The 22,079-nt window shown below is 74.4% G+C and carries 26 protein-coding genes; 21 read left to right on the top strand and 5 right to left on the bottom strand.

The window, feature by feature from the left end; translation table 11 throughout:
* Positions 1–2 precede the first annotated feature (2 nt).
* Positions 3–212: a hypothetical protein gene (locus tag EV188_RS25655; RefSeq protein WP_133829170.1), complete on the bottom strand. Its 210-nt coding sequence runs from the start codon at positions 210–212 to the stop codon at positions 3–5.
* Between the two features lie 57 nt (positions 213–269).
* Here EV188_RS25655 and EV188_RS25650 point away from each other — a divergent pair, with 57 nt between their 5' ends.
* Both EV188_RS25650 and typA read left to right on the top strand, forming a co-directional pair.
* A complete protein-coding gene (locus tag EV188_RS25650) occupies positions 270–1,268 on the top strand; it encodes an FAD-dependent oxidoreductase (RefSeq protein ID WP_133829169.1) in 999 nt (332 codons plus the stop codon).
* A 43-nt stretch (positions 1,269–1,311) separates the two neighbouring features.
* Positions 1,312–3,225 (top strand): translational GTPase TypA, encoded by a 1,914-nt coding sequence (gene typA / locus EV188_RS25645; protein WP_133829168.1) that lies wholly within the window; start codon positions 1,312–1,314, stop codon positions 3,223–3,225.
* A gap of 4 nt (positions 3,226–3,229) precedes the next feature.
* Here typA and EV188_RS25640 read toward each other — a convergent pair whose 3' ends face one another.
* Entirely contained in the window at positions 3,230–3,949 is a 720-nt protein-coding gene (locus EV188_RS25640; RefSeq protein WP_133829167.1) for a DedA family protein, read from the bottom strand.
* 126 nt (positions 3,950–4,075) lie between these two features.
* Between EV188_RS25640 and EV188_RS25635 the strand changes: the two genes are divergently transcribed.
* Positions 4,076–4,369: a YrhK family protein gene (locus tag EV188_RS25635; protein WP_133829166.1), complete on the top strand. Its 294-nt coding sequence runs from the start codon at positions 4,076–4,078 to the stop codon at positions 4,367–4,369.
* A 4-nt stretch (positions 4,370–4,373) separates the two neighbouring features.
* Here the strand turns inward: EV188_RS25635 and gndA are convergent, their stop codons facing one another.
* Positions 4,374–5,813, bottom strand: a complete 1,440-nt coding sequence (gene gndA / locus EV188_RS25630) for an NADP-dependent phosphogluconate dehydrogenase (protein WP_133829165.1) — start codon at positions 5,811–5,813, stop codon at positions 4,374–4,376.
* Positions 5,814–5,980: 167 nt separating this feature from the next.
* Between gndA and EV188_RS25625 the strand changes: the two genes are divergently transcribed.
* The 4 genes from EV188_RS25625 (at position 5,981) to EV188_RS25610 (ending at position 9,854) form a co-directional block, all read left to right on the top strand.
* Positions 5,981–6,754 carry a GH12 family glycosyl hydrolase domain-containing protein gene (locus tag EV188_RS25625; RefSeq protein WP_166660073.1) on the top strand — a complete coding sequence of 258 codons (774 nt, stop codon included), beginning with the start codon at positions 5,981–5,983 and terminating at the stop codon, positions 6,752–6,754.
* Positions 6,755–6,904: 150 nt separating this feature from the next.
* A complete protein-coding gene (locus tag EV188_RS25620; RefSeq protein ID WP_243741994.1) occupies positions 6,905–7,375 on the top strand; it encodes a GtrA family protein in 471 nt (156 codons plus the stop codon).
* A gap of 27 nt (positions 7,376–7,402) precedes the next feature.
* Positions 7,403–8,731 carry a histidinol dehydrogenase gene (gene hisD / locus EV188_RS25615; RefSeq protein WP_133829162.1) on the top strand — a complete coding sequence of 443 codons (1,329 nt, stop codon included), beginning with the start codon at positions 7,403–7,405 and terminating at the stop codon, positions 8,729–8,731.
* A 1-nt stretch (position 8,732) separates the two neighbouring features.
* Positions 8,733–9,854 (top strand): histidinol-phosphate transaminase, encoded by a 1,122-nt coding sequence (locus EV188_RS25610; RefSeq protein ID WP_133829161.1) that lies wholly within the window; start codon positions 8,733–8,735, stop codon positions 9,852–9,854.
* On the opposite strand, the gene EV188_RS25605 is transcribed toward EV188_RS25610, so the two are convergent.
* A complete protein-coding gene (locus tag EV188_RS25605; protein ID WP_133829160.1) occupies positions 9,851–10,342 on the bottom strand; it encodes a winged helix-turn-helix transcriptional regulator in 492 nt (163 codons plus the stop codon). The two genes, EV188_RS25610 and EV188_RS25605, sit on opposite strands and share 4 nt — an antisense overlap.
* Positions 10,343–10,444: 102 nt before the next feature.
* On the opposite strand from EV188_RS25605, the gene EV188_RS25600 reads away from it, so the two are divergent.
* From EV188_RS25600 to hisI, 11 genes are all read left to right on the top strand, one after another.
* Positions 10,445–11,122: a dihydrofolate reductase family protein gene (locus tag EV188_RS25600; RefSeq protein WP_133829159.1), complete on the top strand. Its 678-nt coding sequence runs from the start codon at positions 10,445–10,447 to the stop codon at positions 11,120–11,122.
* A 30-nt stretch (positions 11,123–11,152) separates the two neighbouring features.
* The gene (gene hisB, locus EV188_RS25595) at positions 11,153–11,758 is read left to right on the top strand and encodes an imidazoleglycerol-phosphate dehydratase HisB (protein ID WP_133829158.1); all 606 of its coding nucleotides are present in this window, start codon (positions 11,153–11,155) and stop codon (positions 11,756–11,758) included.
* Positions 11,755–11,916: a hypothetical protein gene (locus tag EV188_RS31940; protein ID WP_166660072.1), complete on the top strand. Its 162-nt coding sequence runs from the start codon at positions 11,755–11,757 to the stop codon at positions 11,914–11,916. The genes hisB and EV188_RS31940 overlap by 4 nt, the downstream gene beginning before the upstream one ends.
* A gap of 93 nt (positions 11,917–12,009) precedes the next feature.
* A complete protein-coding gene (locus EV188_RS25590; protein ID WP_166660071.1) occupies positions 12,010–12,663 on the top strand; it encodes a class I SAM-dependent DNA methyltransferase in 654 nt (217 codons plus the stop codon).
* On the top strand, positions 12,660–13,334 hold the full coding sequence (gene hisH / locus EV188_RS25585) for an imidazole glycerol phosphate synthase subunit HisH (protein WP_243741993.1): 675 nt from the start codon (positions 12,660–12,662) through the stop codon (positions 13,332–13,334). The genes EV188_RS25590 and hisH overlap by 4 nt, the downstream gene beginning before the upstream one ends.
* Positions 13,335–13,469: 135 nt before the next feature.
* Entirely contained in the window at positions 13,470–13,904 is a 435-nt protein-coding gene (locus tag EV188_RS25580) for a YciI family protein (protein ID WP_133829156.1), read from the top strand.
* A 42-nt stretch (positions 13,905–13,946) separates the two neighbouring features.
* The gene (locus EV188_RS25575; RefSeq protein WP_341770795.1) at positions 13,947–14,360 is read left to right on the top strand and encodes a YciI family protein; all 414 of its coding nucleotides are present in this window, start codon (positions 13,947–13,949) and stop codon (positions 14,358–14,360) included.
* 53 nt (positions 14,361–14,413) lie between these two features.
* Complete coding sequence (locus tag EV188_RS25570; RefSeq protein ID WP_133829299.1) at positions 14,414–15,631, top strand: RNA polymerase sigma factor; 1,218 nt, start codon at positions 14,414–14,416, stop codon at positions 15,629–15,631.
* Positions 15,632–15,646: 15 nt separating this feature from the next.
* Positions 15,647–16,390, top strand: coding sequence for a bifunctional 1-(5-phosphoribosyl)-5-((5-phosphoribosylamino)methylideneamino)imidazole-4-carboxamide isomerase/phosphoribosylanthranilate isomerase PriA (gene priA / locus EV188_RS25565; protein WP_133829154.1), 744 nt, complete (start codon positions 15,647–15,649; stop codon positions 16,388–16,390).
* Between the two features lie 10 nt (positions 16,391–16,400).
* Complete coding sequence (gene hisF / locus EV188_RS25560; protein WP_133829153.1) at positions 16,401–17,174, top strand: imidazole glycerol phosphate synthase subunit HisF; 774 nt, start codon at positions 16,401–16,403, stop codon at positions 17,172–17,174.
* Positions 17,171–17,524 (top strand): phosphoribosyl-AMP cyclohydrolase, encoded by a 354-nt coding sequence (hisI, locus tag EV188_RS25555; RefSeq protein ID WP_133829152.1) that lies wholly within the window; start codon positions 17,171–17,173, stop codon positions 17,522–17,524. The genes hisF and hisI overlap by 4 nt, the downstream gene beginning before the upstream one ends.
* On the opposite strand, the gene EV188_RS25550 is transcribed toward hisI, so the two are convergent.
* A complete protein-coding gene (locus tag EV188_RS25550) occupies positions 17,521–18,465 on the bottom strand; it encodes a LysR family transcriptional regulator (RefSeq protein ID WP_133829151.1) in 945 nt (314 codons plus the stop codon). The genes hisI and EV188_RS25550 overlap by 4 nt on opposite strands.
* 74 nt (positions 18,466–18,539) lie before the next feature.
* Between EV188_RS25550 and EV188_RS25545 the strand changes: the two genes are divergently transcribed.
* From EV188_RS25545 to EV188_RS25535, 3 genes are all read left to right on the top strand, one after another.
* Positions 18,540–19,532 carry a DMT family transporter gene (locus EV188_RS25545; RefSeq protein ID WP_133829150.1) on the top strand — a complete coding sequence of 331 codons (993 nt, stop codon included), beginning with the start codon at positions 18,540–18,542 and terminating at the stop codon, positions 19,530–19,532.
* Between the two features lie 204 nt (positions 19,533–19,736).
* Positions 19,737–21,365, top strand: coding sequence for an anthranilate synthase component I (locus EV188_RS25540; RefSeq protein WP_243741992.1), 1,629 nt, complete (start codon positions 19,737–19,739; stop codon positions 21,363–21,365).
* Positions 21,362–22,045: a Trp biosynthesis-associated membrane protein gene (locus tag EV188_RS25535; protein ID WP_166660070.1), complete on the top strand. Its 684-nt coding sequence runs from the start codon at positions 21,362–21,364 to the stop codon at positions 22,043–22,045. The genes EV188_RS25540 and EV188_RS25535 overlap by 4 nt, the downstream gene beginning before the upstream one ends.
* The last annotated feature ends 34 nt before the right edge of the window (positions 22,046–22,079 follow it).

Genomic DNA, 22,079 nt, shown 5'->3' with positions numbered 1-22,079 from the left:
CGTCAGGACAGCTGCTGCGGCGTGCCCGGCGCGCCGTCCACCGCCTTGTCAGAGCGCGACCGCTTCGCCAGCCAGATCCCGCCGCCGACGACGAGCGCCACCGGCACGAGCCAGAGCAGCGCGCCGAAGAGCCACTGCACGAGCGGCCAGACGACCCCGCCGATGACCACGAGCGCGCCGATACCCACCAGAACCCACACCACGATCCTCATGACCTCGATGCTGGGCCTCGCTGCGGCCCGGCGGCTCGGGGTGCCACCCTGGTGTTCATGCGGGTGGTCGTGGTCGGGGCGGGCATCGTCGGGCTCGCGACGGCGTACCAGCTGATCACGTCAGGTGCCACGGTGCGGTGCCTCGACGCCGGCGCGCCGATGGGGGCCCGCTCGGCGGGCGACACGCGCATCTTCCGCGTGGCCCACGGCGACGCCGGGCTCGTCGCCGAGGCCCGGCGCGCCTCGGAGCTCTGGGACGACTGGTCGATCACCGCGGGCCGCACGCTCGTCGGCGGCGAGCGGGCCAAGGTCAGCGGGCCACGGGTGCCCGCCTGGTCGGCGGCGATGACCGCGGCCGGCGCGATCCACCGCGTGGTCGACGGCGTGCTGTACGACCCGGCCGGCGGCGTGCTGGACCTGGTCGCCGCCGGGGCGTTCCTCACCGCCGCCGTCCAGCCCGAGCAACAGACCGTCGAGACGATCGACCCCGACGCCACCCTCCACCTCGCCGACGGGACCACCGACCGGCCCGACGCCGTCGTCGTCGCCGCGGGCGCCGGCACGCCGGACCTGGTGCGGCCCCTCGGCGTCGACGTCCCCGCCGAGCTCGAGCACCACGCCCGCTTCACGTTCGCCGGCCCCGCCGACCAGGCCTGTCACCTCGACGCCCGCGGCGATGATCTCCCCGCCCACCCCCTCGCCAGCACCTACCAGCACCGCACGCGCTCCGGGCACTGGGCGGTCGGCGGGCACCTGCCCGACGCCGACACCGCCTGGGAGCTGGGCGCCGACGAGGTCGCCCGCCGCTCGCGCGAAGCGATCGTCGACCACGTCCGCCGCCTGCTGCCCCACCTCGACCCGACGCCGGTCGACGAGCTGCGCTGCACCCCGATGCGGGGCGCCGGCGACGGGGTCCACCGGGCCCGCACGGGGGCGGTCCACGTCGTCTGGGGTGACAACCTGGCCAAGCTCGCACCCCGCATCGGGGAGGTCGTCGCGGCCGACGTGGTGGGGGACACCCCGGTCGGCGGCGGTGCGGCAGATCACGCCCCGTAACCTGGAGGGGACGTCCACTCCCTTTTCCGGCTGGAGTTCCTGCGTGTCCGTCACCGCCCCCGAGCGTTCCGAGTCCTCTGCGGGACGCGCCGACCTGCGCAACGTCGCGATCGTCGCGCACGTCGACCACGGCAAGACGACGCTCGTCGACGCCATGTTGCGCCAGTCGGGCGCCTTCGCCGCGCGTGCCGAGCTCGTCGACCGGGTCATGGACTCCGGCGACCTCGAGCGCGAGAAGGGCATCACGATCCTCGCCAAGAACACGGCGATCCGCCGTGACGGCACGACGATCAACGTGATCGACACGCCGGGTCACGCCGACTTCGGCGGCGAGGTCGAGCGCGGGCTGTCGATGGTGGACGGCGTCGTGCTGCTCGTGGACGCCAGCGAGGGCCCGCTGCCCCAGACGCGCTTCGTGCTGCGCAAGGCGCTCGCGGCCCACCTGCCGGTGATCCTGGTCGTGAACAAGACCGACCGCGCCGACGCCCGCTGCGCCGAGGTCGTCGACGAGTCCCTCGAGCTGCTGCTCGAGCTGGCCACCGACCTCGACCTGGACGACGACGTCGTCGCCGGCCTGCTCGACCTGCCGGTGATCTACGCCAGCGCCCGCGCGGGCAAGGCGTCGACCGAGCGTCCCGCCGACGGCACCGTGCCCGACTCGCCGGACCTGCAGCCGCTGTTCGACACGCTGATGTCGCAGGTCCCGGCCCCGACCGACGACCCGAACGGCGTCCTGCAGGCCCACGTCACCAACCTCGACGCGTCGTCCTACCTCGGCCGCATCGCGCTCTGCCGCGTGCGCTCGGGCCGCATCCGCCGCGGCCAGCAGGTGGGCTGGTGCCGCGCGGACGGCTCGGTCACCCGGGTCAAGGTCACCGAGCTGCTGCGCACCGAGGCGCTCGAGCGCGTGTCGACGGAGTACGCCGACGCCGGCGACATCGTCGCCGTCGCCGGGATCGCCGACGTCACCATCGGCGACACCCTCGCCGACCCCGAGGACCCCCGCCCGCTGCCGCGCATCACGGTCGACGAGCCCGCGATCGCCATGACCATCGGCATCAACACCTCGCCGCTGGCCGGGCGCGACCCCAAGCCGGGCACCAAGCTCACCGCCCGCCTGGTGAAGAACCGCCTCGATGCCGAGCTCGTCGGCAACGTCTCGATGCGCGTGCTGCCCACCGAGCGTCCCGACGCCTGGGAGGTCCAGGGCCGCGGCGAGCTCGCGCTGGCGATCCTGGTCGAGCAGATGCGCCGCGAGGGCTTCGAGCTCACCGTCGGCAAGCCCGAGGTCGTGACGCGGACGGTCGACGGCAAGGTCCACGAGCCGTTCGAGCGCCTCTCGGTCGACGTGCCCGAGGAGCACCTCGGCGCGGTCACCCAGCTCCTCGCCGCCCGCAAGGGCGAGATGCTCGAGATGGCGCACTCGGCGTCCGGCCAGGTCCGGATGGAGTTCCGGGTGCCCTCGCGCGGCCTCATCGGCTTCCGCACCGAGTTCCTCACCGAGACCCGCGGCACCGGCATCGCCAACCAGCTCTTCGACGGCTACGGCCCCTGGGTCGGCGAGCTGCGCGCCCGCATCTCGGGCTCGCTGATCGCCGACCGCGCGGGCGCGGTGACCGGCCACGCCGTCGGGCTGCTCGCTGACCGCGGCGACCTCTTCGTCGGGCCGACCACACCGGTGTACGGCGGCATGGTCGTCGGCGAGAACTCGCGCTCGGAGGACATGGAGGTCAACATCGTCCGCGAGAAGAAGCTGACCAACATGCGTCAGTCCTCGCAGGACGTCCTCGAGCGCCTCACCCCGCCGCGCATCCTGTCCCTCGAGCAGTCCCTCGAGTTCTGCTCCGAGGACGAGTGCGTCGAGGTGACCCCGGGCGCGGTGCGCATCCGCAAGGTCATCCTCGACGCCCAGGAGCGGCACAAGGCCCGCAACCGCAGCAAGCAGGGGCTCGCCTAGATCGTCACCAGAAGGTGGGGCGCTCGATCACCTGGGTCGGCGCCTCCATCTTCTTGACCTCGCGGTGGCGTCGGTAGCGCCGGATCAGCATGGTCACCACGAGGGCGCCGAGGACGATGATCACGACCGTCTGGAACACCCCGGCGTACCGCTCGACGAGGTGCCACCGCGACCCCAGCGCGTAGCCGCCGCCGACGAACACGCTGTTCCAGATCAGGCTGCCGAGCGCCGTGAGCCCGACGAACTCCCACCACGGCATGCGGCGCTGCCCGGCGGGGATCGACACGAACGAGCGCACCCCCGGGATCATCCGGCCGACGAAGACGGCCATGCGCCCGTTGCGGTCGAACCACTGTTCGGCCTTGACCACGTCGCGCTCGTGGACCAGCGGCATGCGGGCGAGCGTGCGGCGCAGCCAGGCGTCCGAGGCCAGCATGCCGATGAGGTAGAGCGCGACGGCGCCGACCACGGAGCCCGCCGTCGTCCACACGATGGCCGAGACCAGCGAGAACTCGCCGCGCCCGGCCGCGAACCCGGCGAGCGGCAGGATGATCTCGCTCGGGATCGGCGGGAACAGGTTCTCGAGCGCGACGATCAGCCCGGCACCGGGCGCCCCGAACGACGACATGAGGTCGGTGGCCCAGCCGGCGAGCCCGGAGTCCGTCGGGGGAGCGGGAGGTGCCGGGGGAGCGGCGGCGCTGATCGCGGGGAGGAGCGTCGGCATGGGAGGGGAACGAACGGGACGGCGATCATTCTCCCGCGCAGGGGTGTGATTCGTCCGTTTCGGGCCAGCACCTCTTCATTCCCCGCGGGTGACCCGCCGTCCGCCCGGCGGGTCGACCCTCGGTGGATGCTGCTGCTGATCTACATCCGCAACATCCGCCGGTCCGCCCACGACTATCCCTGGGTCCACCTGGGCGTGGCCCTGTTCGGCAACTTCGCCTTCGTCGTCGGCAGCCTGTTCTTCCTCAGCCCGACGCTCACCCGGGCCGGCACCTGGCTGTTCGTCGTCGCGTCGTGGGGCATGCTGATCGGCGTCATCGGCGAGATCATGGCGCGCTACGAGGCGAAGCAGCGCGAGAAGGAGGTCGCCCGGGTGGCGGTGGAGGTCGCGGCCGCCGCCGAGCGGAACCGCGCGACCTGACTGCTCAGCGCTCCTCCTGCGGACGCCCCTCCTCGGCCCAGCGCGTGTGGTAGACGCCGGGACGGTCGGTGCGCCGGTAGGTGTGGGCGCCGAAGAAGTCGCGCTGGCCCTGGATCAGCGCCGCCGGCAGCCGCTCCGAGCGCAGCGCGTCGTAGTAGGCGAGCGCGGTGGAGAAGCCGGGCGCCGGGATGCCGAGCTGGGCGGCCACCGAGACCACGCGCCGCCACGCGTCCTGCGCGCCGGCGAGGGCCTCGCGGAACGAGGTGTCGGTCAGCAGCGTCGGCAGCTCGGGGTCGCGGCGGTACGCGGCGGTGATCTCGTCGAGGAAGCGGGCGCGGATGATGCAGCCGCCGCGCCAGATCGAGGCCACGGCGCCGAGGTCGATCGACCAGTCGTACTCGGCGGCGCCGGCCTGGATCTGGTTGAAGCCCTGGGCGTAGGCGACGATCTTGGACGCGTAGAGCGCCTGCTCGATGTCGTCGGCGAAGCCCTCGGCCGCGGCACCCTCGAGCACGGCCCCGGACGTGCCGGGCAGGTCGCGGGCGGCGTCGCGCAGGTCGCGGTGGCCCGACAGCGAGCGCGAGAAGACCGCCTCGCCGATGCCGGTGACCGGCACCCCCAGCTCGAGCGCGCCCTGCACGGTCCAGCGCCCGGTGCCCTTCTGCTCGGCCTCGTCGGCCACGACGTCGACGAACGGCTTCCCCGTGTCCGCGTCGACGTGGGAGAGCACCTCGGAGGAGATCTCCATGAGGTAGGAGTCGAGGCGGCCGGCGTTCCACTGGCGGAAGGTGTCGGCGATCGCGGAGGGGGAGAGGTCGAGGCCCTTGCGCAGCAGGTCGTAGGCCTCGGCGATGAGCTGCATGTCGGCGTACTCGATGCCGTTGTGGACCATCTTGACGAAGTGGCCCGCGCCGTCGGCGCCGATGTGGGTGCAGCACGGCTCGCCGTCGACCTTCGCGGCGATGTCCTCGAGCAGCGGGCCCAGCGCGTCGTAGGCCTCCTTCGGCCCGCCGGGCATGATCGACGGCCCGTTGAGGGCGCCCTCCTCGCCGCCCGAGACGCCCATGCCGACGAAGTTCAGGCCCTTCTCCGACAGCGCCTTCTCGCGGCGGCGGGTGTCGAGGAAGTGCGCGTTCCCGGCGTCGATGATGACGTCGCCCTGGTCGAGGAGCGGGACGAACTCGTCGATCACCGCGTCGGTCGCCGCCCCGGCCGGGACCATCAGCACGATCCGGCGCGGACGCTCCAGGGCGTCGACGAAGTCCTGCGCGGACTCGGCCCCGACGAAGGTGCCCTCGTCGGAGAAGTTCTCCACGAGCTCCCGCATCCGCTGCGCGCTGCGGTTGTGCACCGCGACGACGTGCCCGTGGCGGGCGAGGTTGCGGGCGAGGTTGCGCCCCATCGTGGCCAGGCCGCTGACGCCGATCTCGGCTTTCGCACTCACGCGGTGCAGAGTGCCCACCCGACCACCCGTCACACCAGTACCGATCGGTGATCAGGTCGATGACGTCTCGCACGGTCACCGGGCGATCACGGACCCGAGTGGGTGACACACCTCCGAGGCCCGCCGCGCGTTGACACGCCGACGACTCTCGGGGGGATCGGATGGGGATGCGGCAGAGGTGGCTCGCCGGCGCGGTGATCGGCGGGCTGATCGCGACGGGCCTGCTCACGGGGTCGGGGAGCGGCGTCGCGGCACCCGCCCGGACCTGCGACCAGTTCGGCTCGTTCCCGCTCGCCGGCGCGACCTACGTCGTGCAGAACAACCGCTGGGGCGCGAGCACCGAGCAGTGCATCACCGCCGCGAGCACCGGTGTCGGCTTCACCGTCGACACGGCCCGGCACACCAACAACACCGGGCCCGCGGGCTACCCGTCGATCTACCGCGGCTGCGTCTACGGCTACTGCACCGCGAAGAGCCCGTTCCCGCGCCGGGTCTCCGACCTCGGCACCCTGCGCTCGACCTGGACGACCTCGAGGCCGACCGGGACGGGCACCCAGCAGTACAACACCGCCTACGACGTCTGGTTCGACCCCGTGGCGGGCCAGACGGGCCGGAACACCGGCGCCGAGATGATGGTCTGGCTCAACCGGACGTCGTGGGTCCAGCCGATCGGGAAGAAGTACTACGAGATCACGCTGGCCGGGACGCGCTGGGAGGTGTGGTACGGCCGCATCGACCTGCCGGTGATCTCGTTCGTCCGCAAGACGCCCGTCACGTCGGTCGCGAACCTGCCCCTGACCGACTTCGTCCGCGAGGCCCAGCGCGCCGGCGTCGTCAAGCCGACCTGGTTCCTCACCAGCGTCCAGGCGGGCTTCGAGCCCTGGACCGGCGGGACCGGGCTGCGGACGTCGACGTTCTCGATCACCCGCAACGGGCAGTAGAGCTCTTCGCGCCGGAGGTCGCGCGGTGGCGCGACGAAGGAGCACTGACGGGCGCATCTCCTCGGCGCGGCCGACAAAGTTCACCAGCCCGTCATCCCGATGCCGTCCGATGCCCCGCGCGCGGGGCCGTCGGGTCGGTGGGATGGCGGCGTGGCCGACTCCCGCGAGCGCTTCCGTCGCGCCTGCGCCGCCGTCGTCGGCGTCCTGCCCGGGCGGCTGCGCCGGATCGTCGCGCCGAGCCTCGTCGGCTTCGCGGTCGTCAACGGGTTCACGTTCGCCGTCGACCTCGTGCTGCTCTCGCTGCTGATCGACGGCCTGCACCTGCCGCTGTGGGCCGGCGTGACCCTCGCGTACGGCACGGCCTTCGCGCTGAGCTTCGTGCTGAACCGCTGGCTGAACTTCGACCCCGAGCGCCCGGTCGGCACCCAGATCGGGCGCTACGTCGGCGTGATCGCCGTCAACTACGCCGTGATCGTGCTGGGCGTGACGCACGCGCTCGCTGCCGTCGGGGTGCCCTACCAGCTCGCCCGCCTGGCTGCCGGGACCTGCGAGGCGGTGTTCATGTACTGCGCGATGCGCTGGTTCGTGTTCGGTCACACCCGGACGCGGACCGGAACGTGACGACCCGGCCGTGACTACCCTGGACGCGTGCTGTCCCGGATCGACCTGCGCGCCGCCGTCCCCGCTCCCGCCGAGCTGAGGGCGATCGTCCCCCGCGCCGCGGTCGACGTCGACGAGGTCGTCGGGAGGGTGCAGCCGGTGATCGCCGCGGTGCGCGATCGCGGAGCCGAGGCCGCCCTCGAGTTCGCCGAGCAGTTCGACCGGGTGCGCCCGGAGTCGGTGCGAGTGCCCGTCGCGGCGCTGCGCGAGGCGCTCGACGGCGTCGACCCCGACGTCCGCGCCGCGCTGGAGACCTCGATCGAGCGGGCGCGCACGGTGCACGCCGACCAGCGCCGCACCGACACGACGACCCAGGTCGTGCCCGGCGGCACGGTCACCGAGCGCTGGGTGCCGGTGGCGCGCGTCGGGCTCTACGCGCCGGGCGGGCTCGCCGTCTACCCGTCCAGCGTCGTCATGAACGTCGTCCCGGCCCAGGAGGCGGGCGTCGAGGGGCTGGTCGTCTGCTCGCCGCCCCAGGCCGAGTTCGGCGGGCGGCCGCACCCGCTGATCCTCGCGGCCGCGGCGCTGCTCGGCGTCGAGGAGGTGTGGGCGGTCGGCGGCGCCCAGGCCGTCGCGCTGCTCGCCTACGGCGGCGTCGACACCGACGGCACCGTCCTCGAGCCCGTCGACATGGTCACCGGCCCGGGCAACGTCTACGTCACCGCGGCCAAGCGGGTGCTGCGCGGGCGGATCGGCATCGACTCGGAGGCGGGCACCACCGAGATCGCGATCCTCGCCGACGCCACCGCCGACCCGGTGCACCTCGCGGCCGACCTCATCAGCCAGGCCGAGCACGACCCGGCCGCCGCCTCGGTGCTCGTGACGACGTCGCCGGAGCTCGCCGACGCCGTCGACACCGAGCTCGAGGCCCAGGTGGCCACCACCAAGCACACCGAGCGGATCACCACGGCGCTGTCGGGGCCGCAGTCCGGGACGATCCTGGTGGCGTCGGTGGCCGACGGCCTGCAGGTCGTCGACGCCTACGCCGCCGAGCACCTGGAGATCCAGACCGAGGACGCCCGCGGCGTGGCCGCGCGGGTGCGCAACGCCGGCGCGGTGTTCGTCGGCCCGCACAGCCCGGTCTCGCTCGGCGACTACTGCGCGGGCTCCAACCACGTGCTCCCGACGGCCGGGTGCGCGCGGCACTCCAGCGGCCTGTCGGTGCAGACGTTCCTGCGCGGCATCCACGTCGTCGACTACTCCGCCGACGCGCTGGCCGAGGTCGCCGACCGCGTGGTCGCGCTCGCCGACGCCGAGGACCTGCCCGCGCACGGGCAGGCCGTGACCGCGCGGTTCGGGCGCCGGAAGGACCGTTGAGATGAGCGACGTCATCGGTGCCGGCGTCTCCCTCGACGACCTCCCGCTGCGCGACGACCTGCGCGGGCGCAGCCCCTACGGCGCGCCGCAGCTCGAGGTCCCCGTCGCGCTCAACACCAACGAGAACCCGTTCCCGCCGCCGCCCGCGCTGGTGGAGAGCGTGGCCCGGGCGACGCGCGAGGCGGCCGCGACGCTGCACCGCTATCCGGACCGCGACCACACAGCGCTGCGCTCGGCGCTGGCCGCGTACCTGACGCGGGCCACGGGCGTGCCGCTCGCGACCGAGAACCTCTGGGCCGCCAACGGGTCCAACGAGGTGCTCCAGCAGCTGCTGCAGGCGTTCGGCGGGCCCGGGCGGCTCGCGCTGGGCTTCGAGCCGAGCTACTCGATGCACCCGATCCTCGCCGCGGGCACGCGGACCGAGTGGCTGCCCGCCCCGCGCCGCGACGACTTCTCCCTCGACGCCGCCCAGGCCGTCGACGTCGTGCGGGAGAAGCGACCCGACGTGCTGTTCGTGACCACGCCCAACAACCCGACCGGCCAGTCGATCGACCTCGACGAGCTGCGGGCGATCGCCGAGGCCGCCACCGGGCTCGTCGTCGTCGACGAGGCGTACGTCGAGTTCTCCTCGGGCCCGAGCGCGGTGGAGCTGCTCGAGCCCCTCGGCCACAAGCTCGTCGTCAGCCGCACGATGTCCAAGGCGTTCGCGTTCGCCGGCGGGCGCCTGGGCTACCTCGCGGCGGCGCCGGCGGTGATCGAGGCGCTGATGCTCGTGCGCCTGCCCTACCACCTCTCGGCGCTGACCCAGGCCGCCGCGCTCGCGGCCCTCGAGCACGCCGACGACACCCTCGCGCTCGTCGCGACCCTGTCCCGCGAGCGCGACCGGATCGCCGCCGCGCTCGCCGAGCTGGGCGCCCAGGTGGTGCCGAGCACCGCGAACTTCCTGCTCTACGGCGGCTTCCCCGCCCGCCACGCGGACGCCCATGCGGCGTGGCAGGCCTACCTCGACGCCGGCGTGCTCGTCCGCGACGTCGGCATCCCCGGGATGCTGCGGGTCACCGTCGGCACGCCGGAGGAGAACGACCGGTTCCTCGAGGTCAGCGCGCAGGTGCTGGCCGGCTAGCTCGCCCGCGCCGCCTCCCGCGCCGCGCGCAGGCGCTCGAGCACCCGCTCGCGGGGGTGGCCCGGGGCGGGCGCGCCGAGGTGGGTCACCCGCAGCTCGGCCATGAAGTCCTCCCACATCGCCGGCCCGCCCTCCTCGAGGAGCCGCGCCCGCACGGCCAGCTCCTCGGTGGTCTCGCGGTGGCGCAGGCCCCAGGAGCCGAGGGCGACGAAGACGGGGATCAGCTGGATCGACGACTCGGTGAGGCTGTAGGTGGCGCGGCGGCCGCGGCCGGGGTCGTCGCGGGTGAGCATCCCGTCGTCGAGGAGGCGGTGCAGCCGGTCGGCGAGGATGTTCGACGCGATGCCCTCCTCGGAGCCGGCCAGCAGCTCCCGGAAGTGGCGCCGGCCGCCGAACGTGATGTCGCGCAGCACCAGGAGCGTCCAGTGGTCGCCGAGCGCCTCGACCGCGCGGTTGATCGGGCAGCCGGATCGTCCGTCCTGCCGCATGGGCGCCTCCCGGGGCCTCGAGTGGTTGCACTTTACCACTGCATGACGCTAGCGTCCTCGCTACCGGTTGCGAACTGCAATCACTGGTCCGGGGAGGACACCATGACCCGTCTGCGCGTGCACGCGTTCACGATCACCCTCGACGGCTTCGGCACCGGGACGGACCAGCGGGTCGACGCGCCCTTCGGCGACGGCGTCGACGAGCTGCACGCGTGGATGATGCCGAGCTTCGCCCGGAGACGAAGCAGTGAGACGAGCACGCCGATAGGGGAGCTCGACCATGGAGACAGCGACGGGACCGGCGTGGACCACGCGGCCTTCCTCGCGGGCGAGGAGAACGTCGGCGCCACGATCATGGGCCGGAACATGTTCGGCCCGGTGCGCGGCGAGTGGCCCGACGAGAGCTGGCGCGGCTGGTGGGGCGAGGACCCGCCGTACCACCACGACGTGTTCGTCATGACCCACCATCCGCGCCCGTCGCTGCCGATGGACGGCGGCACGACCTTCCACTTCGTGCAGGGGTCGCCCGCGGAGGTGCTGGCGCGGGCGACGACGGCCGCCGGCGGCCGGGACGTCCGCCTCGGCGGGGGTGTGGCGACGGTGCGGGCGTTCCTCGCCGAGGGTCTCGTGGGCGAGCTCAACCTCGTCGTGGCGCCGATCCTGGCCGGCGCGGGGGAGCGGCTGTTCGAGGGCCTGACCGCCCTCCCGGAGGGCTACCGGGTCGAGAGCACCGTCGTCGGCGAGAGCGGCGCGGTGCACGCGCGGGTGGTACGGCGGTAGGACGGGCGCCCGATCCGTACCCTGGAAGGCGTGAGTCGCACGGGACGCGTGGAGCGCGTGACCAAGGAGTCGAGCGTGCTCGTCGAGATCGACCTCGACGGCACGGGCCGCACCGAGGTCGCCACCGGGGTGCCGTTCTTCGACCACATGCTCGACGCGCTGGGCAAGCACGGCGCGCTCGACCTCGTCGTGCGGGCCACCGGCGACGTCGAGATCGACGCCCACCACACCGTCGAGGACGTCGCGATCGTGCTCGGGCAGGCGCTCAAGCAGGCCCTCGGCGACAAGTCGGGCATCCGCCGCTTCGGCGACGCCTGGATCCCGATGGACGAGGCGCTCGCGCAGGCCGTCGTCGACGTGTCCGGGCGGCCGTACTGCGTGCACACCGGTGAGCCCGAGTCGATGGCCGGGTTCGTCGTCGGCGGCAACTACCCGACGGTGCTCAACCGCCACGTCTTCGAGTCGATCGCGTTCCACGCCGGCATCGCGCTGCACGTGCGGGTCACCGGCGGCCGCGACCCCCACCACATCACCGAGGCCGAGTACAAGGCGATCGCCCGCGCCCTGCGCGCCGCCACCGAGCCCGACCCGCGCCTCGAGGGGCCGGCGTCGACCAAGGGCGTCCTGGAGTCGTGACCGGCTCTGACGTCCTCATCGTCGGGCTCCTGGCGCTCGGCGGGTTCCTCGTCGGCGGGGTCGTGAGCTTCTGGCCGCGCAACAAGGTCGGCGCGGTGATCTGCGCCGTCCTCGCGGTGCTCGCCGTCGGCGGGGCCGTGCTGCGGCTGCTGCCCTGACGCCGGATCCGTGATGTCTGCGTCACCCGGACGGTAGGGCGCGACCCCGATCGGGAACCAGGCCCGTCGACTCGTACCGACCGGGGAGGCAGTGTGGACAGTGTCGTGGGCGCCGCCGCCCGCCTGGCCCTCCTCGACGCCGGGACGGACGTCGCCGTCACCCGCCGCGTCTACGACGAGTGGGCCCCGACCTACGACGACGAGGACGTCGCCGCGCTCACGGGGCACCGCACCGCGGCGCAGATCGCCGACCGTCTCGCGGAGCTCGTGCGGCCCGAGACCGAGGTCCTGGACGCCGGGTGCGGCACCGGCCTCGTCGGGGTCGCGCTCGCCGCACGGGGCTTCCGGGCGATCGACGGCCTCGACCTCTCGCCGGGCATGCTCAAGCGCGCGCGGCGCCGCGGCGTCTACAACGATCTCGGCCCCGCCGACCTGCGGCGCTCCGCGCCCGGCGCGGGCGGCAAGTTCGGCGCGCTGACCTGTGCCGGCGCGCTCGCACCCGGTCACCTCGGCGCGGAGGCACTGACGGGCCTCGTGCGGGTGCTGCGGCCGGGCGGCGTCCTCGTCGCCACCGTCGCGGAGGAGACCTGGACCTCGGGCGGCTACGACCGCGCCGTCGCCCGCCTCGTGTCCGACGGCTACGTCCACCCCGTCGAGGGGGACGACCCGCCGGGCCCCGGCCGGCTCCTCGTGCTCGCGGCGCGGGAGGTCCCGGGTCCGGGCCGCTCGGTAATCTGGACACCGTGAGCTCTCCCGCCCCGTCCGTGCCGCGCCCGACCACGCGCGCCCCGCGGGTCGTCGTCCTCGACTACGGCTCCGGCAACCTGCGCTCGGCCGAACGCGCGCTCGAGCACGTGGGCGCCGACGTCGAGGTCACCGCCGACGGCCGCGCGGCGCTCGCCGCCGACGGGCTCGTCGTCCCGGGCGTCGGGGCGTTCGCCGCCTGCGCCGCCGGGCTGCGCTCCGTGCACGGCGAGCGGCTCATCGAGCAGCGCCTCGCCGGCGGGCGCCCGGTGCTCGGCATCTGCGTGGGCATGCAGGTGCTCTTCGAGCGCGGCGTGGAGTTCGGCGAGGAGGCGCAGGGCGCGGGCCAGTGGCCCGGCACCGTCGAGAAGCTGCAGGCCCCGGTGCTGCCGCACATGGGGTGGAACACGGTGCGGGCGCCCGAGGACAGTGTCCTGTTCGCCGGGATGTCGCCCGACACCCGCTTCTACTTCGTGCACTCGTTCGCCGCGCGGCGCTGGGAGCAGGAGGCGCCCGAGCACTTCCGTCCGGCGCGGGTTACCTGGGCCCACCACGGCGAGGACTTCGTCGCCGCCGTCGAGAACGGCCCGCTCGCGGCCACCCAGTTCCACCCGGAGAAGTCGGGCGAGGCGGGGGCCGAACTCCTCTCGAACTGGCTCGGCACCCTGCGGTAGAAAACGGGAGACGGAGCGAAGCGGAGCTCGACCCGAAGAATCTTCCGGATCGGTGTCGAAGACCGGCCGACTCGTTCGACGCAGAGGCGAGCGGCGGGGTGGACGACCCCGCCGACGAGCCGCGAGGAGAGCCCGATGCGCTACATGCTGATCATGGAGGCCCCGGAGTCGATGGCGGTGGGCGGCCCGGACGCCCCGCCCGTCGAGGAGATCTTCGAGGCGATGGGCCGCTACAACAACGACCTCGTCGAGGCCGGCGTGCTGCTCGCGGCGGAGGGCCTGACGCCCAGCGCCGACGGCTTCGAGGTCACCACCGACGGCGAGACCCCGACCGTCACCGACGGGCCCTTCACCGAGGCCAAGGAGCTCGTCGCCGGGTTCTGGATCCTCGAGGTCGCCTCCCGCGCCGAGGCCGAGCAGTGGGCGCGCCGCTGCCCGATCGGGCCGGGGGTGCGGCTGCAGGTCCGCCGGATCGCCGAGATGTCCGACCTCGAGGGCATCGCGCCCGCCGAGGTGCTCGACGCCGAGGCCACCCTGCGCCGGCGGGTGGCCGAGCGCGAGCAGGTCTGACCACCCCGACGAAACGACACCAGGAGACTCCCCGTGCGCTACATGCTGCTGCTCAAGTACGACGAGGCCGCCCAGGCGGAGACGCCGCCGGACCCCGCGATGTTCGAGGAGATGGCGGCGTTCAACACCGCCATGGTCGACGCCGGCGTCCTGCTCGCGGGCGAGGGCCTGCTGCCCAGCGCCAAGGGCGCGGTCGTCGCCTTCGACGGCGAGGAGCCGACCGTCACCGACGGCCCGTTCGCCGAGGCCAAGGAGCTGGTCGGCGGGTTCTGGATCCTCAAGGTCGACTCGCTGCAGGACGCCGTGTCCTGGGCCCGCCGGGCGCCGTTCCGGGCCGGTGAGCGCATCGAGGTGCGCAAGGTCGCCGAGGCCGAGGACTTCGAGGGCATCGCGCCGCCGGAGGTCATGGAGGCCGAGGAGGAGCTGCGCGCCCGCCAGGCCCAGCAACAGGGGTGACCACCCCGACGACCACGAGTGATCCGTACGCCGTCCTGGAGACGGTGTGGCGGATGGAGTCGGCGCGGATCGTGGCCGGCGTCGCGCGCCTGGTGCGCGACGTCGGCCGGGCCGAGGAGCTCGCCCACGACGCGCTCGTCGCCGCGATGGAGCAGTGGCCGGCGCAGGGCGTCCCGGACAACCCGGCGGCGTGGCTCGCCGCGACGGCCCGGCGCCGCGCCATCGACCTGATCCGCCGCGAGCAGACGCTCGCGCGCAAGACCGAGACCCTCGAGGCGGGGGAGACCGGCCTCGCGCCGGGCGCGGACGCGGAGGTCGGCGACGGCGCGGCCGCGGTCGGCGACGACGTGCTCGCCCTGTTGTTCGCGACCTGCCACCCGGCGCTCGCCCGCGAGTCCCGGGTCGCGCTCACGCTGCGGCTCTTCGGCGGCCTGACCACCGACGAGATCGCGCACGCGTTCCTCGTCCCGTCACCGACGATCGGCCAGCGGATCTCCCGCGCCAAGAAGCGCCTCGCCGGGGTGGGCCCGGAGGCGCTCGCCGTGCCGGTGGGCGACGAGCTCGCGGGCCGGCTCGGCGCGGTGCTCGAGGTGATCTACCTGGTCTTCAACGAGGGGTACGCCGCCACGAGCGGCGTCGACTGGACGCGGCCGACGCTGTGCGTCGAGGCGATGCGGCTCGGGCGCGTCCTGGCCGCGTTGAGCCCGCAGGAGGCCGAGGTCCACGGCCTGGTCGCGCTCATGGAGCTGCAGGCCTCGCGGCTGCGGGCGCGCGTCGGGCCGACCGGCGAGCCGGTCCTGCTCGGCGACCAGGACCGTTCTCGGTGGGACCGCGTGCTGCTGGGCCGCGGCCTCGCGGCACTGGCGCGCGCCGAGGAGCAGGGGGAGCGCGGCCGGTACACGCTGCAGGCCGCGATCGCCGCCTGCCACGCCCGCGCCCGCTCGACCGACGCCACCGACTGGGCCGCGATCGCCGCGCTCTACGCCGAGCTGGCGGCACTCGCGCCGTCGCCGGTGGTCGAGCTGAACCGCGCCGTCGCGGTGGCGCGCGCCGAGGGACCGGAGGCGGGGCTCGCCGTGCTCGAGCCGCTGCGGGACGACCGGACGCTCGCCGGCTACCACCTGCTGCCGGCGGTGCGCGCCGACATGCTCACCACGCTGGGCCGCGTCGACGAGGCCGTCGGCGAGATCGACCGGGCGCTGGAGCTGGTGCGCACGGTGGCCGAGCGGGAGCTGCTGGAGCGTCGCCGGTCGCTGCTCACCGGCGCGTAGTTACGATCGCGCGCCGTGACCATCGACCTCCTCCCCGCCGTGGACGTCGTGGACGGCCAGGCCGTCCGCCTCGTCCAGGGCCGCGCCGGCACCGAGACCGGCTACGGCGACCCCCTCGACGCGGCCCGCGCCTGGGCCGACGACGGCGCGGAGTGGCTGCACCTGGTGGACCTCGACGCCGCGTTCGGGCGCGGGTCCAACGCCGAGCTGCTCGCGCGCGTCGTCGACCAGACCGACATCGCCGTCGAGCTCTCCGGCGGCATCCGCGACGACGCCTCGCTGCGCCGGGCCCTGGCCACCGGCTGCCGGCGCGTGAACATCGGCACCGCCGCGCTCGAGGACCCCGAGTGGTGCGCGAAGGCGATCGCCGAGTTCGGCGACCGGGTGGCCGTCGGGCTCGACGTCAAGATCACCGAGGGACGGCACCGCCTCGCCGCGCGGGGCTGGGTGTCCGACGGCGGGGACCTGTGGAGCGTGCTCGCCCGCCTCGACGCCGAGGGCTGCGCGCGCTACGTCGTCACCGACGTCGGGCGCGACGGCACGCTGACCGGTCCGAACACCGAGCTGCTCGAGGCGGTCTGCGCGCGCACCGACCGGCCCGTGGTGGCCTCGGGCGGGGTGTCGTCGCTGGACGACCTGCGTGTCCTGTCCGCGCTGGCCCCGCAGGGCGTCGAGGGCGCGATCGTCGGCAAGGCCCTGTACGCGGGCAACTTCACCCTGCCGGAGGCGCTGGCGATCACGCGCGACGAGCGCGGTTAGGCTTTCCGGTATGGGTGTCGCCGTCCGTGTGATCCCCTGCCTGGACGTGGACGCCGGCAGGGTGGTGAAGGGCGTCAACTTCGTCGACCTGCGCGACGCCGGCGACCCCGTCGAGATGGCCCGGCTCTACGACGCCGAGGGCGCCGACGAGCTCACGTTCCTCGACGTCAGCGCGTCCTCGGGCGAGCGCGAGACCACCTACGACGTCGTGCGGCGCACGGCCGAGCAGGTGTTCATCCCGCTGACCGTCGGGGGCGGCGTGCGGACGAACGAGGACATCGACAAGCTCCTGCGCGCGGGCGCGGACAAGGTCGGCATCAACACCGCGGCGATCGCCCGCCCGGAGTTCCTGGGCGAGGCCAGCCGCCGGTACGGGTCCCAGTGCATCGTCCTGTCCGTCGACGCCCGGCGCGTGCCCGCGGACGGGCAGCCGACGCCGTCGGGGTTCGAGGTCACCACCCACGGCGGGCGCCGCGGGACGGGCATCGACGCGCTCGAGTGGGCCCAGCGCGGCCAGGAGCTCGGCGTCGGGGAGATCCTGCTGAACTCGATGGACGCCGACGGCACGAAGGCCGGCTTCGACATCGACATGATCACCAAGGTGCGCGCGCTCGTCGACGTGCCCGTGATCGCGAGCGGCGGCGCGGGCGAGGTCGAGCACTTCCCGCCGGCCGTCGCGGCCGGGGCCGACGCGGTGCTCGCGGCCAGCGTGTTCCACTTCGGGATCATGCGGATCGGCGAGGTCAAGGACGCGTTGCGCGCGGACGGGGTGGAGATCCGGTGAGCTTCCCCCTGGACCCCGCGATCGCCTCCCGGCTCAAGCGCACCTCCGACGGCCTCGTCTGCGCCGTGGTGCAGCAGTACGACACCCACGAGGTCCTCATGGTCGCGTGGATGTCCGACGAGGCCCTGGCCCGCACGCTCGCCACGCGCGAGGGGACGTACTGGTCGCGGTCGCGGAACGAGCTCTGGATCAAGGGCGCGACCTCGGGCCACGTGCAGAAGGTCGTCGAGGTCCGCCTGGACTGCGACGGCGACACCGTGCTGGTGCTCGTCGACCAGTCCGGCGCCGCCTGCCACACCGGCGACCGCACCTGCTTCGACGCCGACGTCCTGCTGCCCGGCGAGGCCTAGCCGGGGTCGGGGTTCGTCCGGCCCGGCGACCCGGCCGCGACGGCGTCGCGCTCGGCCGCGACGGCGGTGAACATCTCGACGGCCGCGCGGACGGCCGCGGTGCCCCGGTCGGTGCGCCACACCGCGTCGATGCTGCGGTGCATCGGCGGGTCGGTCGTCACCGCGACGACCCCGGCCGGCAGCGGGGGCCGGGCGAGGCGGGGGACCAGCGCCGCGACCCCGATGCCCGCCGCGAGCTCGACGTGCATCCCGAAGCCACAGACCTGGCACGTCACCCGCGGCTCGAGCCCCTGGGCGCGCAGGGTGTGCAGCAGCCAGGCGCCCGCGCGGGTGTGGACGCCGTCGGCGACCCAGTCGAGGTCGTCGACCTCGGCCAGCGTGACCGAGCTCCGCCCGGCGAGACGGTGGCCGGCGGGCAGGAGCAGGTCGATGACGTCGTCGCAGAGCCGTGCCCGCGAGGTGCCGGCCGGGATCGGCGCCGGCGAGCCCTCCCAGTTCTCGACCACCGCGATGTCGAGGTCGCCGGCGAGCACCGCGGGCAGCGTCTCCTCGGCCTCCCCGTCGGCCAGCGCCACGCGCAGGCCGGGGTGGGCGAGGCGCAGGCGCGCCAGCGTCGGCGGGGCGAGGGCGTGCACCGAGGTCTGGATGGCGCCGATGCGCAGCTCGCCGACCACCTCGTCGCGCAGGCGGTCGAGGTCGAGCCGGGCGGCGGCGACGCGAGCGAGGATGTCCGCGGCGTGCTCGGCGAGCATCCGCCCGGCGGCGGTGAGGCGCAGCCCGCGCCCCGCGGGCTCGGTGAGCGGGGCGCCGGCCTCCCGCTCGAGCTTCGCGAGCTGCTGGGACACCGCGGACGGCGTGAGGTGCAGGGCCGTGGCCGCGCCGGCGATCGAGCCCCGGTCCGCCAGCGCGTCGAGGGCGCGGAGGCGGTCGAGGGCGAACACATCAGAGAACGTAACGGGTGGGGTGCAGAAAAGCTCGCTGGTGCTCAACTGTTGGCGAACGCAACATTGTCCGCGTGACGCGCTCCCTCGCCCGCCCCGCGCCCACCCCGTCCGACGCCGGCCCCCGCGTCCGCCTCGACGCGCGCCTCGTCGCGGTGGCCGGGAGCCTGTGCATCGCGTTCTCGCCGATCTTCATCGCGCTCGCCGACGTCAGCCCCGGGACGGCGACGTTCTTCCGCTGCGCGCTGGCGCTGCCGATCCTGGCCCCGCTGGCCTTCCTGGAGTGGCGTCGCCGGCGCCGTGTCGCGGCGAGCACCGGGAACCGCCCGGTCGTGCTGCTGGTCGGCGGCGCGCTGCTGGGCCTCGACATGACGCTGTGGGCGGAGTCGGTGCGCGCGGTCGGCGCGGGCGTGTCGACCGTCGTGGTCAACGCGCAGGTCGTGATCCTGCCGCTGCTGGCGTTCCTCGTCCTGGGCGAGCGGGTGCGGCGCACGTTCGTGCTCGCGGTGCCGGTGATGCTCGTCGGCGTCGCGCTGGCCGGCGGGCTGGTCGGCGGAAGCGACGCCGTGTCGGCGCCCGCGCCGGTGCGCGGCACGATCACCGCCCTGATCGCCGCGGTCGCCTACGCCGGCTACCTGCTCTTCGTGCGCCTCGGCGCCGGGCCGGGGCAGCGGTTCACCCCGGTCGCGATCGCCACCCTCGGCGCCGCGATCACCTCGTTCGTCGTCGGCTCGTTCTGGCAGGGCGTCGACCTCGCGCCGGGCTGGCCCGCGCTGGGCTGGCTGATCACGCTCGCGATCGTCGGGCAGGTGATCGGCTGGGTGCTCATCGCCTCGGCGCTCCCGCGCCTCGCGTCGGCGACCGGCGCCTCGATCCTGCTGCTCCAGCCGGTCGGCGCGGTCCTGCTCGGCGCGCTGGTGCTCGGCGAGGTGCCGGGCGTGCTGCAGCTGCTCGGCTGTCTCGTGGTGCTCGGCGCGGTCGCCGTCGCCGCCCGGACCCGCGCCGCGCCGGCACCCGAACCGGCCGGCGAGCCGGCGGTCGAGGAGCCGACCCCGCCGCGGGGGTGATCAGGGGCGTCGTGGTGCACCTTGCGAGCGGTCCCGGGTGCCTGGCGTCGCCCCTGATCTCCGGGGGTTTGCCGGCGGTCGACCCCGCCGCCACGGTGATCAATGGTGGCTCCGCAGGCGTCGACGCAGCGATCCGCGTGTTCGCCGCGGATCTCGCCGACCCGGTGGGGGAGCCCTGTCGGGGGAGGGGGCCACAATGAGGTCGTGTCCCCGTCCGACGCCTCCACCGCACCGCTCGGCGCGGTCGTGCCCGATCGCGCGGGCTTCCACGCCCTGGCCGCCCACCACCGCGTCATCCCGGTGACGCGGCGGCTGCTGGCCGACGGGGAGACGCCCGTCGGGCTCTACCGCAAGCTCGCCGGCCGGCGCCCCGGCACCTTCCTGCTCGAGTCGGCGGCGCACGGCGAGTCCTGGTCGCGGTGGAGCTTCGTCGGGGCGCGCAGCGCGGCCACGCTCACCGAGCAGGACGGGCGCGCGGCGTGGACCGGTCAGGTCCCGGTCGGTCTGCCCGGCGGCCCGGACGACGAGCAGACGTGGGACGACCCGCTGGTGGTCCTGCGTGAGACGCTCCAGCGCCTGCGCACCGACCCGCTGCCCGGGCTGCCGCCGCTCACCGGCGGGCTCGTCGGCTACGTCGGCTACGACGCGGTGCGCCGGCTCGAGCGGGTGGGCGAGCACGCGACGGACGACCTGCACATTCCCGAGATGGTCATGCTGCTCGCCACCGACGTGGCCGCGCTCGACCACCACGAGGGCACGGTCACGCTCATCGCCAACGCCGTGAACTGGGACGACAGCCCGGAGCGCGCCGACGCCGCCTACGACGACGCGCTCGCGCGCCTCGACCGGATGGCCGCCGAGCTCGCGGCGCCCGCCCCGTCCACGGTCGCGACCGCGCAGCGCCCGGAGGGTGGCGGCACGGTGCGCCGGCGCCGCTCGCCCGAGGAGCACCACGCGGCCATCGAGGTCGCCAAGGAGCGGATCCGGGCGGGCGACGCGTTCCAGGTGGTCGTGTCCCAGCGCTTCGAGGCCGACACGACGGCCGACGCGCTCGAGATCTACCGGGTCCTGCGGATGACCAACCCCAGCCCGTACATGTACCTGCTGCGGCTCGCCGACGCCGACGGGCGGCCCTTCGAGATCGTCGGCTCCAGCCCCGAGGCGCTGGTGACGGTGCGGGACGGGGTGGCCACCACCCACCCGATCGCCGGCACCCGCTGGCGCGGCGCCGACGAGGAGGAGGACACCCTCCTCGCGAAGGACCTGCTCGCCGACGAGAAGGAGCGCGCCGAGCACCTCATGCTCGTCGACCTCGGGCGCAACGACCTCGGCCGCGTCTGCGTGCCGGGCACCGTCACCGTGCGCCGGTTCTTCGAGATCGAGCGCTACAGCCACGTGATGCACCTGGTCAGCACGGTCAGCGGGCGCCTCGCGGCCGACCGCACGGCCTTCGACGCGGTGACGGCCTGCTTCCCGGCGGGGACGCTCTCCGGCGCGCCCAAGCCGATGGCGCTGCAGATTATCGAGGAGCTCGAGCCCACCCGGCGCGGGCTCTACGGCGGCATCGTCGGCTACCTCGACTTCGCGGGCGACGCCGACACGGCGATCGCGATCCGCACCGGGCTGCTGCGCGACGGCGTCGCCTACGTGCAGTCCGGCGGCGGCATCGTGGCCGACTCCGACCCCGAGGCCGAGGACACGGAGTGCGTCAACAAGGCGCGCGCCGTCCTCGCCGCGGTGGCCGCCGCCGACACCGTCGCCGCTCCGGCCACGGTCTCGGGCGTGCACGCCGACGAGAACGGGTCCGCTGCTCCCGTGCCGGTCGTGCCGTGACCGGCGTCCCGCGGGTGCCGTCCGCCCCGCCCGCGCGCCTGCTCGGGATCGTCGCCGCGCTGCTGGCGCTGGCGGCGGTGGTGCTGTGGGGGGCCTCGCGGCTCACCTGGGTCAGCCAGGTCGTCGACGGCATCCCGGGACCGCGCACGAACACCGCCGACGGGGCCACCGCGGAGCCGATCCTCGTGCCGTGGGCGCTGCTGTGCCTCGCCGCGATCGGCGGCCTCGTCGCCACGGCGGGCTGGGGGCGCCGGGTCGTCGGCACGCTCGTGGCCGTCGCGGGGCTCTGGGCGCTGCTGCGGGCGGCCAGCGGGCTGCTCGCGCCGGCGTCGGAGGCGCTGCCGGTGGGGGTCCGTCCCGGCGACCGCCCGCTGCCGGCCGAGGCCGTCGTGGGCGGGCCGCTGCTCGGCCTGCTCGGCGCGCTCGTCATGCTCGCCGCGGGGCTGCTGACGGTGCGCTGGGCCGCGGTGCTGCCGCGGATGGGCGCGCAGTACGACGCGCCGGGGGCGCGCACCGAGCGACCGAAGCCCGCCGACCCGGACAAGGCGCTCTGGGAGGCCCTTGACGAGGGCCGGGACCCCACCGGTGATCCCCCAGGGGAGTCGGACGCGGATCCTCCCGAACGACCAAGGACCGGACCCTCCGACGGGGTGGGCAGGACCGGAGGAGGGGCGGGTTAACATGGAGCGAACTCGGACGGGGGAAAGGGGCAGA

Source organism: Actinomycetospora succinea (assembly GCF_004363095.1).
GTDB classification, from domain to species: Bacteria; Actinomycetota; Actinomycetes; order Mycobacteriales; family Pseudonocardiaceae; genus Actinomycetospora; species Actinomycetospora succinea.
This window is presented reverse-complemented; position numbering and strand designations above follow the sequence as displayed.

Excerpts from the sequence above, each read along its gene's own strand:
- EV188_RS25570 (WP_133829299.1), top strand. The coding sequence starts at position 14,414 with ATGGAGTCGGCGCGGATCGTGGCCGGCGTCGCGCGCCTGGTGCGCGAC.
- EV188_RS25600 (WP_133829159.1), top strand. The coding sequence starts at position 10,445 with ATGACCCGTCTGCGCGTGCACGCGTTCACGATCACCCTCGACGGCTTC.
- EV188_RS25625 (WP_166660073.1), top strand. The coding sequence starts at position 5,981 with ATGCGGCAGAGGTGGCTCGCCGGCGCGGTGATCGGCGGGCTGATCGCG.
- EV188_RS25575 (WP_341770795.1), top strand. The coding sequence starts at position 13,947 with ATGCTGCTGCTCAAGTACGACGAGGCCGCCCAGGCGGAGACGCCGCCG.
- hisF (WP_133829153.1), top strand. The coding sequence starts at position 16,401 with ATGGGTGTCGCCGTCCGTGTGATCCCCTGCCTGGACGTGGACGCCGGC.
- EV188_RS25655 (WP_133829170.1), bottom strand. The coding sequence starts at position 212 with ATGAGGATCGTGGTGTGGGTTCTGGTGGGTATCGGCGCGCTCGTGGTC.
- EV188_RS25610 (WP_133829161.1), top strand. The coding sequence starts at position 8,733 with ATGAGCGACGTCATCGGTGCCGGCGTCTCCCTCGACGACCTCCCGCTG.
- EV188_RS25640 (WP_133829167.1), bottom strand. The coding sequence starts at position 3,949 with ATGCCGACGCTCCTCCCCGCGATCAGCGCCGCCGCTCCCCCGGCACCT.
- EV188_RS25635 (WP_133829166.1), top strand. The coding sequence starts at position 4,076 with ATGCTGCTGCTGATCTACATCCGCAACATCCGCCGGTCCGCCCACGAC.
- EV188_RS25650 (WP_133829169.1), top strand. The coding sequence starts at position 270 with ATGCGGGTGGTCGTGGTCGGGGCGGGCATCGTCGGGCTCGCGACGGCG.
- EV188_RS25580 (WP_133829156.1), top strand. The coding sequence starts at position 13,470 with ATGCGCTACATGCTGATCATGGAGGCCCCGGAGTCGATGGCGGTGGGC.
- EV188_RS25605 (WP_133829160.1), bottom strand. The coding sequence starts at position 10,342 with ATGCGGCAGGACGGACGATCCGGCTGCCCGATCAACCGCGCGGTCGAG.